At 70.6% G+C, this 12,719-nt stretch carries 10 protein-coding genes and 2 pseudogenes; 1 reads left to right on the top strand and 11 read right to left on the bottom strand.

Annotation, left to right across the window (positions count from 1 at the left end; translation table 11 throughout):
- Positions 1–78: 78 nt before the first annotated feature.
- The 3 genes from K7C20_RS00385 to K7C20_RS00395 are packed head-to-tail and all read right to left on the bottom strand — an operon-like array spanning position 79 to position 4,616.
- On the bottom strand, positions 79–1,353 hold the full coding sequence (locus tag K7C20_RS00385; RefSeq protein WP_030075428.1) for a cytochrome P450 family protein: 1,275 nt from the start codon (positions 1,351–1,353) through the stop codon (positions 79–81).
- A 9-nt stretch (positions 1,354–1,362) separates the two neighbouring features.
- Positions 1,363–3,189, bottom strand: coding sequence for an asparagine synthase (glutamine-hydrolyzing) (gene asnB, locus K7C20_RS00390; protein WP_053209387.1), 1,827 nt, complete (start codon positions 3,187–3,189; stop codon positions 1,363–1,365).
- A 17-nt stretch (positions 3,190–3,206) separates the two neighbouring features.
- A complete protein-coding gene (locus tag K7C20_RS00395; RefSeq protein ID WP_053209386.1) occupies positions 3,207–4,616 on the bottom strand; it encodes an MFS transporter in 1,410 nt (469 codons plus the stop codon).
- 308 nt (positions 4,617–4,924) lie between these two features.
- On the opposite strand from K7C20_RS00395, the gene K7C20_RS00400 reads away from it, so the two are divergent.
- A complete protein-coding gene (locus K7C20_RS00400; protein WP_030075432.1) occupies positions 4,925–5,140 on the top strand; it encodes a heavy-metal-associated domain-containing protein in 216 nt (71 codons plus the stop codon).
- A 59-nt stretch (positions 5,141–5,199) separates the two neighbouring features.
- On the opposite strand, the gene K7C20_RS00405 is transcribed toward K7C20_RS00400, so the two are convergent.
- From K7C20_RS00405 to K7C20_RS00435, 8 genes and pseudogenes are all read right to left on the bottom strand, one after another.
- Positions 5,200–6,009: an ABC transporter ATP-binding protein gene (locus tag K7C20_RS00405; protein WP_030075433.1), complete on the bottom strand. Its 810-nt coding sequence runs from the start codon at positions 6,007–6,009 to the stop codon at positions 5,200–5,202.
- Positions 6,006–7,007: a FecCD family ABC transporter permease gene (locus tag K7C20_RS00410; RefSeq protein ID WP_234341211.1), complete on the bottom strand. Its 1,002-nt coding sequence runs from the start codon at positions 7,005–7,007 to the stop codon at positions 6,006–6,008. The genes K7C20_RS00405 and K7C20_RS00410 overlap by 4 nt, the downstream gene beginning before the upstream one ends.
- A gap of 77 nt (positions 7,008–7,084) precedes the next feature.
- On the bottom strand, positions 7,085–8,161 hold the full coding sequence (locus K7C20_RS00415) for an ABC transporter substrate-binding protein (protein WP_030075435.1): 1,077 nt from the start codon (positions 8,159–8,161) through the stop codon (positions 7,085–7,087).
- A gap of 185 nt (positions 8,162–8,346) precedes the next feature.
- Positions 8,347–8,760: pseudogene (locus tag K7C20_RS00420) on the bottom strand (sigma factor-like helix-turn-helix DNA-binding protein); the annotation flags it as partial.
- Positions 8,757–9,230 (bottom strand): annotated as a pseudogene (locus K7C20_RS37940) (hypothetical protein); the annotation flags it as partial. The pseudogenes K7C20_RS00420 and K7C20_RS37940, both read right to left, overlap by 4 nt.
- Before the next feature lie 281 nt (positions 9,231–9,511).
- A complete protein-coding gene (locus K7C20_RS00425) occupies positions 9,512–10,072 on the bottom strand; it encodes a copper chaperone PCu(A)C (RefSeq protein ID WP_030075438.1) in 561 nt (186 codons plus the stop codon).
- Complete coding sequence (locus K7C20_RS00430; protein WP_030075439.1) at positions 10,069–12,336, bottom strand: heavy metal translocating P-type ATPase; 2,268 nt, start codon at positions 12,334–12,336, stop codon at positions 10,069–10,071. The genes K7C20_RS00425 and K7C20_RS00430 overlap by 4 nt, the downstream gene beginning before the upstream one ends.
- Positions 12,336–12,590: a hypothetical protein gene (locus K7C20_RS00435; protein ID WP_030075440.1), complete on the bottom strand. Its 255-nt coding sequence runs from the start codon at positions 12,588–12,590 to the stop codon at positions 12,336–12,338. Before K7C20_RS00435 ends, K7C20_RS00430 begins: the two co-directional genes overlap by 1 nt.
- Between the last annotated feature and the right edge of the window lie 129 nt (positions 12,591–12,719).

The raw sequence follows: 12,719 nt of genomic DNA on the forward strand, positions 1-12,719 counted from the left end.
GGCGCCGGTGGTCAGTGGGCAGGTCAGCTGGGGTCCGGTGAGGACACGCAGCCGGTCCCGGTCAGTCGGAGGCCGGCATCAGAGGCGGCGGTCGTAGTCGACGGGCAGGTGGTTGGTACCGCGGCCGAGGACGGCTGGGATCCACTCGATGTCCTCGTCCCTGAGGGCCAGCTGGAGGCCGGGCAGCCGGGTGAGCAGGGTGCCGAGGGCGATCTGGAGTTCGGTGCGGGCGAGAGCGGCGCCGGGACAGAAGTGGACACCGTGGCCGAAGGCGAGGTGGGGGTTGGGGGTGCGGTCGAGGTCGAGGGTGTCGGGGTCGGGGAAGCGACGGGGGTCGCGGTTGGCCGCGCAGAGGGAGACGATCACCGAATCGCCGGCCGGGACTTCGGTGCCGTGCAGGTCGTTGTCCTGGTCGAAGAAGCGCCAGGTGGTCAGTTCGAAGGCGCTGTCGTAGCGGAGGAGTTCCTCGACCGCACGGGGCAGGAGGTCCGGGTGGTCACGTAGGCGGGTGAGCTGGTCAGGGTGGCGGAAGAGGGCGATCAGGGCGGTGGTGATCTGGTTGGTGACCGGTTCCTGGCCGGCGACGAGGAGCTGGAAGATCATGGAGTCCAGCTCTTCCGGGGACAGTTCGCGGCGATCGCGGGCCACAACGAGGCGGCTGAGCAGGTCGTCCTCCCAGTGCTCGCGCTTGTGGTCGACTACCTCGGCGATGTAACTCTGCAGGCCGTGGAGGCGGGCTTCGTACCGCGGTCGTCCGGGGTCGGTGGGGCCGACCGGCTGGACGACCTTGCCCCAGTCGCGGTCGAAGCGGTCGGCCAGCTCCTGCGGGAGACCGATCACTTCGGCGAGGACCTGGAAGGGGAAGCGGGCGGCGAAGGCCGCGACCAGATCGGCGGGGCCGGTCTCGGGCAGTGCATCGACGAGAGCGTCCGCCAGTTGCTGGAAGCGGGGGCGGAGCTGCTCGATGCGGCGTGGGGTGAAGGCGTCGGTGACGAAGCGCCGCATGCGAGTGTGCTTCGGCGCGTCCTGGTGAAGGAGGTGGACCTGGAGCTGGGAGTGCTGGGGTTCGGGCATGATCGAGGCACGGGAGCGCCAGCGGTCATTGCCACGTTCGTGGTTCTTGCCCAGGCGGTCGTCGTTCAACGCGGAATGTGCGGCTTCGTAGCCGGTGACGAGCCAGGCTTGTACCCCGCTGGGGAAGAGGACCCGGTGGACCGGCCCGGCCTCGCGCATCTGCTCGTACAGGGGGTACGGGTTGGCCTTGTAGGGGCAGCCCGTCAGCGGGACCGGATCGGGCAGGGGCTCGGGCCGGGGCTTCGGCTCGATGTCCGGCCGGGGTTCCTGGAGGGTCATGCGGGCTCCTCAGAGGGCGAGTTCGGGCTGGTAGTGGTCCAGCCACAGGGCGAGGTCGACGACGCGTTCGAGGCGCAGACGATGGCCCCACTCCAACTGGTCGGGCGGCGTGTCCAGGCAGGGCTTGATGCGGGTCTCGTCGGCCAGGGCGCGGACCTGATCGACGGACAGGGCATCACGGGCCATGTCCTGTAGGCCGCGGTTGTAGTCGGGGTGGTGGGTGGCCGGGTAGTGGTTCTTGGGGCGGTGCAGCACGGAATCGGGGGCGAGTCCGGTGCCGGCCGCGCGCAGCAGGCTCTTCTCGCGGCCGTCGAAGCTCTTGAGGGCCCAGGGGGTGGTGAAGGCGTACTCCACGAGGCGGTGTTCGCAGTACGGGACGCGGACCTCCAGACCCTGGGCCATGCTCAACCGGTCCTTGCGGTGCAGGAGTTGGCGTAGCCAGCGGGTCAGGGACAGGTGCTGCATCTCGCGTTGCCGGTGCTCGGTGGGCGTCTCGCCGTCCAGATGTGGTACGGCGGCCAACGCGCTGCGGTACGTGTCGTCGCGGAACTCGCCGATGCGAAGGCCGAGTTCGGGGTTCAGCGGCATGGCGGCCTCGTCGCCGGTCACCAGCAGCCAGGGGAAGGTCTCGGCAGCGAGCGCCTTCGGGTTGTGGAACCAGGGGTAGCCGCCGAAGACCTCGTCCGCGGCCTCACCTGACAGGGCGACGGTGGAGTGCTTGCGGATCTCGCCGAACAGCAGGTAGAGCGAGGTGTCCATGTCGCCGACGCCGATCGGCGAGTCCCTCGCCACGACGACCGCCTTGCGGTGCTCGGGGTCGAGCAGGGCGCGCGGGTCGAGAACGACCGTGCTGTGGTCGGTGCCGATGAAGGCGCCGGCCTCGATGGAGTAAGGGGTGTCGTGACCGGTGCGCAGGACGTCACCGGTGAACTGCGCAGCCTGGTCGCTGTAGTCGACGGCATAGGAGCGGATACGGGCGCCCGGTCCTTCGCGCAGCCGGAGTTCGTCGGCGAGTAGGGCGGTCAGCACGGTGGAGTCGATGCCGCCGGACAGCAGGCTGCACAGCGGGACGTCGGCCTCCAGCTGGCTGCGGGCGGCCGTGCCGACCAGTTCACGGATCCGCTCCACGGTCGTTTCCCGGTCGTCGTTGTGTACGTCGGCCTCCAGCTGCCAGTAGCGGCGCTCGCGGATGCCCTTCCGGTCCAGGACGAGCAGGCCACCGGGCTCGACCTCCCGCACCCCGGACCACACCGTCGGACCGGTGTTGAACAGCAGGCTGTACGCCTCCCGCAGACCGTCGGCGTCCACGCGGGGCCGTATCTCCGGGTGGGCGAACAGTGCCTTGGGCTCGGAGGCGAAGGCCAGACCACCGTCGACGACCGCCCAGAACAGCGGCTTGACGCCGAGCCGGTCGCGCACCAGCACCAGCCGCTGGGCACGCTCGTCCCAGACGGCGAAAGCGAACATGCCCTCCAGGTGGTCGGCGACGTCCTCGCCCCACTCCGCGTACGCACGCAGCACCACCTCGGTGTCGCTGCGCGTACGGAAGGCATGTCCTCGGCCGCGCAGCTCGGCCCGCAGCTCGTGGTGGTTGTAGACCTCGCCGCTGTAGCCGAGCACGAGGTCCGGCTCGTCGGGCCGGTCGGTCATCGGCTGCACCCCGCCTTCGAGATCGATGACGGCCAGGCGGCGGTGACCGATCGCGGCCCGTTCGCCGAGCCAGACGCCGCCGGCATCGGGACCGCGTGGCGTGAGGGTGGCGGTCATGGCCTTGATGACGGGGGCCTGAGTACGGGCGTCGCCGTGAAAGCACGCCCAGCCGGTGATTCCGCACATAGGGGGCCGCTCCTTGTTCAGGTATGGGCGGCGGGCGCCGCGTCGGTGGTCTTCTCGGGCGCATCGGCCCGGCGGCGGCCGGGCAGTGCCAGCAGCGGTACCGCGAGACAGGCGCCGGTGGCTGCCAGGGCGAGCCCGGCGTGTACGCCATCACCGGGTCCGGCAAGGCCCCAGACCGCGGTGGCCAGGGCCGGGCCGAGGGTGAAACCGAGGCTGCGGGCGAATTGCACCGTGGATCCGACGGTGGCGATCCGATCCGGTGGGGCGGCACCCATGACCAGGGCCTGGGTGGGACCGCCGTTGAGGCCCATGCCTATACCGGCCAGTGCCAGCCGCCAGGCCACCTCCCACGATGACCAGCCATTGCCCAGCGGGACGAGCAGCAGCAGACCGGCGGCCGTGAGCAAGGCCCCGATGGCCGCCACCGGCCGCGCGCCGTACCGGTCGGCCAGGCGCCCGCCGAGCGGCCCGGCCAGGCCCATGCCGAGCGGGAAGGCGAGCACCGTGAGCCCGGTGGTGGTGGCACTGACGCCGTCGTCGCGCTGGAGGTGCAGGGCGACGACGTAGTGCATGGCGGCGAATCCGGCGGCCAGGGCGAGCACCGCTCCGTGCGCCCGGGACAGTCCCGGGACCCGCAGCACGCCGATGTCCGGACGGCACCCCGGACCACGCAGCCACCACCACAGCGGCGGAACGGCAGCGAGCACAAGCACCAGCCACCCCGGATCGTTCGACGCCAGGGTCAGTGTCAGCAACAGCGCCGCCACACCCGTGGCCACCAGCAGCGCATCCACCAGCGATCGCCGGTCGGGCCACCGCAGCCGACCGTCCCGCGGCATCGTCCTCCACGCCACGACCAGGGCGAGCGCACAAAAGGGAATCTTGACGAGGAAGACGGAGGGCCAGCCGAAGTGGTCCAGCAGCAGGCCGCCCACGGCCGGTCCGGTCACCGCCCCCAGCGGCCCCAAGGTCGCAGGAACGCTCATCGCCCGCCCCCGCAGCTCCGGCCGTACCGAGCGCATCGCGAGCACAGGCATCAGCACGAACAACACCGCCGCGAACGCGCCCTGCGCAAAGCGGGCGGCGATCAACCAGGCCGCCCAGGGGGCGCAAGCGGCCAGGGCACTGCACAGGCCGAAGCCTGCGATCGCTGCCGACACTGCGGAGCGCAGCCCCGCGCCGTCCAGCCACCGACCGACCGGCAACAGCAGTGCCACCACCGGGAGTTGATATGCCAGCGCCGCCCACTGGGCGGTCGCAGCGGACACGTGCAGGCCGTCGGCGATGTCCGCAAGTGCCACGTTGACGATGTTCATGTCGAGCATCGCCACGAAGGCCAACACCCCCGCCACGGCCACCAGCAGCCAGCGATCCTCACTGACGGGTTTGCGACCGGGCTGTTCCGACCCGGAATCGTCGAGTGTCACCCTTCCCCCTCACCGACGCGGGCTGCCGGGATGGCAGCCTCGAACAAGAAGTCGGAAGGAGACGGCGGTGAGTTCCCACGCCCGCCCGAAAAACATACCGATCAGACGAAGACCTCTGCACCGATCACCCGAGTCGGATGGGGTCTCGTGAGCCGGGCGCTGGTGCCGGGCGTCGGAATCGGCACATCAGCTGGGGAACTTCGAGCACCGATCAGCCGACTACTGAGGTGCCGGGCTGGACTGAACACCCCGCCCCTGCGGATCCGAACCCTCACGTCAAAGCCGCACCGAAATCCAGGAGTTGTGCCATGCCCCAGAAGCAGTACCACGTCACCGGAATGAGCTGCGAGCACTGCGTGGCGAGCATCAAAGAAGAGGTTTCGGAGGTGCCCGGTGTGAGCGAGGTTGTGGTCGATCTCGCCGCGGGCGCCGTCACGGTGCACGGCGCTGACCTCGACGACGAGCGGCTGCGTGCTGCCATCGTCGAGGCCGGGTACGGCGTCGACGACTCGATCGCCGCCTGACCTTGCTGCTGACGGAGGGCGGGCGGAACCGCCGCCCCGCCCGCCCTCCGCCCCCTCCGTCATCCGCGGCTCTCCACCGCCATGGCCGCCCCGGCGTCGGCCGGTGCCCGATGGTCGAATGCGATCAGCGGGTCGCCGGTCAGCGGGTGGTCGACCACGGCCGCCCGCACTCCGAAGACACCGGCCATCAGCTCAGGCGTGAGGACGTCACGCGGTCTGCCGGAGGCGACCACAGCCCCGGCATGCAGCACGTGCAGCCGGTCACAGACCGACGCGGCCGCGTTCAGGTCGTGCAGCGACACCAGTGTCGTACGGCACTGCGCACGCAGCAGGGCGAGCAGCTCCACCTGATGGCGGACGTCGAGATGGTTGGTCGGCTCGTCCAGCACCAGGACGTCCGGGTCCTGGGCGAACGCGCGGGCCAGCAGAACGCGTTGGCGCTCGCCCCCGGACAAGGCGGTGAAGCGGCGTCCGGCGCAGCCCTCCATGCCGACGTCGGACAGGACCTTCGCAACGATGTCCCGGTCGGTGGCATCCTCCCCGGCAAAGGCCCGCTTGTAGGGCGTGCGCCCCATCGCGACGACCTCGCGCACGGTCAGCTCGAAGTCGCTCCCCCGCTCCTGCGGCAGGGCCGCAACGTGCCGCGCCGACTGGAGCGGGGGCAACTCGCTCAGGTCGGTGCCACCCAGCAACACCCTCCCGGCGGTGGGCTTCAGGTGCCGGTAGACGGTGCGCAGGAGGCTGGACTTGCCGCTGCCGTTGGGCCCGACCAGGCCCGTGATCTCGCCCTCGACCGCCACCAAGTGGGCGCCGGCCACGACCGTACGGCCGGCATAGCCGATGTGCAGGTCCTCAATGTCGATCCTCAACTTCCGCTCCCCAGGCGCCGGTCCAGCAGATACAGGAGGGCCGGAGCCCCGATGAGCGAGGTGACGACGCCGACCGGCAGCTCCTGTGAGTCCATGGCCGTACGGCAGACAATGTCGACCACGACCATCAGCAGGGCGCCGAACAGCGCGGAGACGGGCAGGAGCCGTCGGTGGTCGCCGCCGACGAGGAGACGGCAGACGTGCGGCACCATCAGCGCGACGAAGGCGATCGCGCCGGAGACCGCGACCAGGACGCCGGTCAGCACACTGGTCACCGTGAACAACTCGCGGCGCAGGCGGGTGACGTCGATGCCCAGTCCGGCTGCTGTCTCATCCCCCATCAGCAGCGCGTTCAGCCCCCGGGCCCGCGCCTGTAGCCACAGCAGGGCCACCGGAACCGCCACCGCGGGTACCGCGAGCAGCTCCCAGTTCGCCCCGCTGAGGCTGCCCATGAGCCAGAACAGCACGCTGTGGGTCTGCTGCTCGTCCCCGGTCTGGAGCACGAGGTAGCTGGTGAAGCCGGAAAGGAACTGGCCGATCGCCACCCCGGCCAGCACCAGCCGGAGCGGCGCGAAGCCCCCACCGCGCCGGGCGATCACCCATACGAGTGCGAAGGTGGCCAGGGCTCCGGCAAAGGCCGCACCGGACAGGCCCAACCCGAGCGCGCCGCCCGCTCCCAGGCCGAGCACGATGGCGGTGACCGCCCCGAGGGAGGCGCCGTTGGAGATGCCCAGCAGGTACGGGTCGGCCAGGGGATTGCGCACCAGCGCCTGTACAGCCGTACCGACAATACCGAGACCGGACCCGACGAGCGCCGCCAACAGAGCTCGCGGGACGCGCAGTTGCCAGACGATCAGGTCGTTTGTGCCGGGACGTGGTGCCTCGCCGCCGAGCCGCCGCCACACCACGCCCCACACCTCACCGGGCGGGATGGACGTCGACCCCCAGGCCACGGCCGCCGTCAACGCTGCCAGCAGTACCACCCCCAGGACCGCCATCAGCGGCCCGACAGGCACGCTGCGCGCGTCCGGAGCGGCGTCCGCGGCGGTGCGGCGCAACAGTGTGGAGGCCACGGCTAGCCGACCTTGCCGGGGTAGAGGGACTTGGCGATCTCCTTGACCGTGTCGGCGTTCCGGACGCCGGCGATGGTGGTCTGCTCGGAGCCGATGTGCAGGAAGTGGCCCTCCTTGACCGCCTTCAGGCCCTTGGTGGCCGCATTGGACTTCAGCCACCTCTCGGCGTCGCCGAATGCCTTCTCGTTCGCGGCCTCGCTGCCCCTATTACGAACGCCGAGTTGGATCCAGTCCGGGTTCTTCGCGATCACCTTCTCCCAGTCGACCTGCTTGTAGTCGCCGTTGCAGTCGGCGAAGACGTTGCGGGCGCCGGCCAGAGTGATCACGGCGTTGGCGACCTGGCGGTTGCAGGTGACGCTGGGCTGCTTGGTGCCGGCGTCGTAGTCGAAGAAGAAGTACGTCGGCCGCTTGCTCTCGGCCGTTCCGCCGACCGCCTTCTGGACGGTGTCGACCGTCCCCTTCATCCCGGCGACGAGTTCCTTCGCCTTCGCGCTCGTGCCGGTGACCGCACCGAGGGCCGTGATGTCGGCCTCGACGGCGGACAGGTCGGTGACCGGGCTCTTGCCCGTCGCGGCGCAAGCGGTGGACTTCAGGTAGATGTGCTTGATCCCGGCCGCCTTGAACTCCTCCTCGGTCGGCGCATCCCCCATTCCGCCGCCCATGCTCCCCATCGAGGCGAAGGTGTCGATGTACAGATCGGCGCCGGAACCGAGCAGCTTCTCCTTGGGGATCACACTCCGGCTGAGCACCTTCACCTTCTGCGCCTGCCCGTCCAGCTCGCCGGGCAGCGCGCCCTTACCAGGCGGGAAGCCCGTGCCGATGACCTTGTCGCCTGCACCCAGGCGGAGCAGCAGCTCCAAGCTGGAGGCGTTGCTGGTGACGATCTTCTTCGAGGCTGCGGAGAAGGTGGTCTTGGCGCCCATGCAGTCGGTGATGGTCGCCGGGAGGGCACCGGAGACGGCGCTCCCGTCCTTCCCCACGGTCTTGTCCGCCGTGTCCTTCCCCCCACCGCCGCAGCCCGCCGCCAGCAGGCAGCCCAGCACGACGGCCGCCGTACCGCCCCACACACGAGAACGCATCGAACAACTCCCGGATCCACTCGGCACGCGGGCGAACCTCCGTCACCCGATCCAGTAGTCGGAGCGAACCCGCTCTGAGTTCCCGACCAGTGGAAAGCAGACGCATGAGATCCGCTTCAGGCAACCACGAGGATGTCGGCGCCGACTTGCTTCCGGTCGGCAGCAACGCCCTCGTACCCATGGGCTCAGGCCGGCACGGCGGGTTCGTCCGCCTCGTCCAGCAGGTCCATCAGGGTCGCCCGAGCACCGGAGACGCGGGAGCGGAGCGTGCCGACCGGGCAGTCGCCGACTTCGGCCGCTTCCGCGTAGGGCAGGCCCAGGAGCTGGGTGGGGATGAACGCCTCCCGGCGCTCGCCCGGCAAGGATGCCAGCAGGTCGAGTAGGGCGACGCCGTCGTCGAAGCCGGGCAGATCCTGCGGCTGGGACCGTTCGACAGCCACCTGCCAGCCCGGTACGTCCGACAGCCGGGGTCGAGCGGCGCTGTACCGATAGCTGTCGATGACGGCTCGGCGGGCGATGGACAGCAGCCAGGAACGGGCGGACGAACGCCCCTCGAAGCGGTGGAGGCTGCGGAGCGCCCGCAGAAAGGTGTCCTGAGCCGGAGGCCGCTGAGCAGCGCGGCGAGCAGATGGGCGGCGAGCATGCCGAACGTCGACGAGCCGCCGTCCGTAGAGTGCCCCATGTGATCCGTGTGGCTCATGCCCATGTGACTGATGGTCATGAACCACACGGGTATGGACTCCGTCTTGATCGACGCCATGTCCATGTGCACAGCCCCCATGTCGCTCATGTCCATGGGGGCGGTGCTTCCGGTCACCGACTGGGCGAACGAGAACGCCGAGTGCAGCGCTGTCTGCGCGGCGACCACGACCGTCACGATCAGCGGCAGCCCGCGCTCACGGCCCGCCAGGCACCAGCCCGCAGCACCGGTCACGGTCAGGCCGACGGCCAGCGCCCACCCGGGGACCTGGCTGCCGGACATCATGACGTGCCCCAGAGCGGCGAGCAGCACACAGACGGCCGCGAACACCGCGGCCCGTACCGTGCGAGAGCACCACCCTGCCGTCATGGCGCCTCATCCTCGTGTCCAGGCTCTGGTCGTCATGAGGGGGTACGGATTCGCCTCGCCGGCGCATTCACCTCGCCGGGTGTGGCCCAGACCACTGCGGTGGGCCGAAGCGTGCCGAGACTTTGCCACTTGCCTTCTCCCGGAGAGCGGGTCTGCGGCCGACGCCCGCCCATGCTCCTGGTCATGGCGCCCATGACCAGGCCTGAGCAGCCGGCACCGGCGCTGCACTCCGGTGCCGGTCGCGCCTACAGCAGTAACCGCACCGCCTCGGCAGGCGTCGATCACGAGGAGTTGTCGCTCGGACGGATCACCACCGCGGGGGTCTTGATCGCCCCGCTGCGCTCGAAGTGCAGGGTGAACGACACGAGGTCGCCCGCACGCCACCGGGCCTTGTACGTCCCCCCGGCTCCCGGCTTCGCTCGAGCAGGGGGTGTTACCCCCACAGTCACGTCCAGTCCATGCGGGGACATGGCCAGTTCGCTGCCCGCGGCCACCGTGGCCGAGACCACGGTGCTCCGGTAGGCGGCTCCGCTCTTGGTAGTGCGGTGACGGCTGAGGCCGATCTCTCCTTCGGTCCCGGAGGACGTCACCTTGACCAACCGGTCATCCGCGCCACCGATGTTCGCGATGTCGAAGAAGGCGGCGGTCTCCGTGCCGTCGGCATACGGCAGAAGGACCCGCCCGGACGAGACGGCGATCCGGGCCGGGCTGCCCGCCTTGCCGACCGCGGCCCAGGTGGCAAGGCCGCCCAGCGCGAGGCTGCACGCGGTGGCGGGCGCGAGCGCGGCGAGCAGGGCGTCGACCAGCCGACGGCGGGACGGACGCCAGGGGTTGTCAGTCATCGGGTGCGCCTCCGGGCGGGATTCGGCTGCCAGACGCGCAGCCGCAGACTGTTGCCGACCACCAGCAACGAGCTGGCCGACATCGCCGCAGCGGCGAGCATGGGGTTGAGCAGGCCGACCATGGCCAGCGGCACGGTCACGAGGTTGTAGCCGAACGCCCACACGAGGTTGACACGGATCGTGCCCAGCGTGCGCCGGGCGAGCCGGACCGCATCCGCCAAAGCCTCGATGTCACCGCGCACCAAGGTCACGTCGGCCGCCCCGATGGCAACATCCGTGCCGCTGCCCATGGCGATGCCGAGGTCGGCGCCGACCAGCGCGGCGGCGTCGTTCACGCCGTCGCCGATGACCGCGACGCGACAGCCCTGCTCCTGGAGATCCCCTACGAGATCAGCCTTGTCCTCGGGCGTGCGGCGGGCGTGCACCTCGTCGATGCCCAGGGCCGAGGCGACGGCAACGGCGGGCGCCTCCTGGTCACCGGTGGCGAGCACCGGGCGCACACCGAGGCGCCGCAGCTGCTCCACGGCCCGGTAGCTGCCGGGTCGTACGACATCGCCGACCTCGATCAGAGCCTCGGCCTCACCCTCCACCCGGACCAGCACCGGGGTGCGTGCGGCAGCCGCGGCGACCGGCAGCGCATCCGCGAGAGCGGCTGGCAACTCGTCGTCCGGGGCCAGAACTTCGACCAGCCGACCCTCGACCCGACCGAGCACACCGTGCCCCGGCACGGCGCTGAATGCACTCACGTCCGGCAGCCGCCGCTCGGCCGACTCCCTCCGGGCATGGGCGGTGATCGCCCGCCCGAGTGGATGTTCCGAGCCCTGCTCGACCGCCCCGGCCAGTCGCACCACCTCGTCGCGGCCGAGCCCGCCCGGCACGGAGGTGACCTGGGCGACGCTCATGTGGCCGGAGGTGAGCGTGCCGGTCTTGTCGAGGACGACGGTGTCGATGTGCTGGAGACCCTCCAGAGCCTGCGGGCCGGTGACAAGGACACCCAGTTGAGCGCCCCGGCCGGTCGCGGCCATCAGGGCGGTCGGCGTCGCCAGGCCGAGGGCGCAGGGACATGCGACGACGAGGACGGCCACACACGCGGTGATGGCCGCCTGCGGGTCGGCCCCGGCTCCGAGCCAGAACCCGAGGGTCGTGACCGCCAGCGCCAGTACGACCGGAACGAAGACGCCGGCCACCGAGTCGGCCAGCCGCTGCGCCCGCGCCTTTCCGGCCTGGGCCTCCGTCACCAGCCGGGTGATCCGCGCGAGCTGCGTGTCGGCACCGACCGCGGTAGCCCGTACGAGCAGCAGTCCGCCGGAGTTCACGGCCCCACCGACCACCGCGGAGCCCGGCCCGACCTCGACGGGCTCGGTCTCGCCGGTGACCAGGGACAGGTCCACTGCCGAACTGCCCTCCGCCACCTCGCCATCGGTGGCGACCCGCTCTCCTGGACGCACGACAAAGACGTGTCCGACGCTCAACTCCGCAATGGAAATGAGCCGTTCGCTCCCGTCCTCGCGTACTGCGACTTCCTTGGCGGCGAGTTGGGCGAGCGACCGCAGCGCAGCCCCGGTCCCACGCCGGGCCCGCGCCTCCAGGAACCGCCCCGCCAGCACGAACAGCGGTACGCCGACGGCCGCTTCGAGGTAAATGTGCGCGACACCGTCCGACGCTGACGGCACCAGACTGAACGGCATCCTCATGCCGGGATCGCCCGCACCGCCGAGGAACAGCGCGTACACGGACCAGGAGAAGGACGCCGCCACGCCGAGCGACACCAACGTGTCCATGGTGGCCGTCGAATGCCGCAGCCCCCGCACCGCCCGCACGTGGAAGGGCCAAGCACCCCACACGGCGACCGGCGCGGCGAGGACGAAGCACAGCCACTGCCAGTTCCGGAACTGCAGACCGGGCACCATCGACAGCACGAGCACCGGCACCGCGAGCAACGTGGTGACCACCAGCCGGTCACGCTCCTGCTTCGCGCCCTGCGCCTCCCCCTCGCCGTCGCCGTCGCCGTCAGGCTCCCGCCGCCTGGGCGGCTCGGGCAGTGCGGCCGTGTAGCCGGCCTTCTCGACGGTCGTAATGAGCTCCTCGGGGCTGATCTGCGGCGGGTGGCTCACCCGGGCCCGCCCGGTGGCCAGATTCACGGTCGCCGTCACCCCGTCCAGCTTGCCGAGCTTCTTCTCGACACGCTTCACACAGGCCGCGCAGGTCATACCGCCGATGGCCAGGTCGGTCGTCACGGAGACAGCCACCGGTTCCGCGCCCATCAGCCGCCACCTCCGTGCATGCCCCCCATGCCGCCCGTATCCGTGCCGCTGCCCGCGCCACCATCGTCGAGGCCACCGCGGCTCGTTTCGGTGCCGTGCATACCGGGCGCGACGGGCCCGGCGGCGGCGCCGACCGCGTACGACACCGCGAACATCAGCGCCAGCAACAAGAGGAAGCCGCACAGGGCAGGAGGGGGCGCCATTCTCCGCAGCACCGCCCCCGCACCGGAGGAGGATTGCCTGGACTCGTCCATCAGCCACGTCTCCCGATCACGTCATACGGCGTCGGTCGGATCGCGCCGTACCGATTCAGTAGTCGGGCAACCCAACGGCCGAGTTCCGGAGCTCCCCTATGTCGCGCGTCACATGCTGACCGTTCACAC

Origin of the sequence: Streptomyces decoyicus (assembly GCF_019880305.1) — a bacterium.
Lineage (GTDB): Bacteria > Actinomycetota > Actinomycetes > Streptomycetales > Streptomycetaceae > Streptomyces > Streptomyces decoyicus.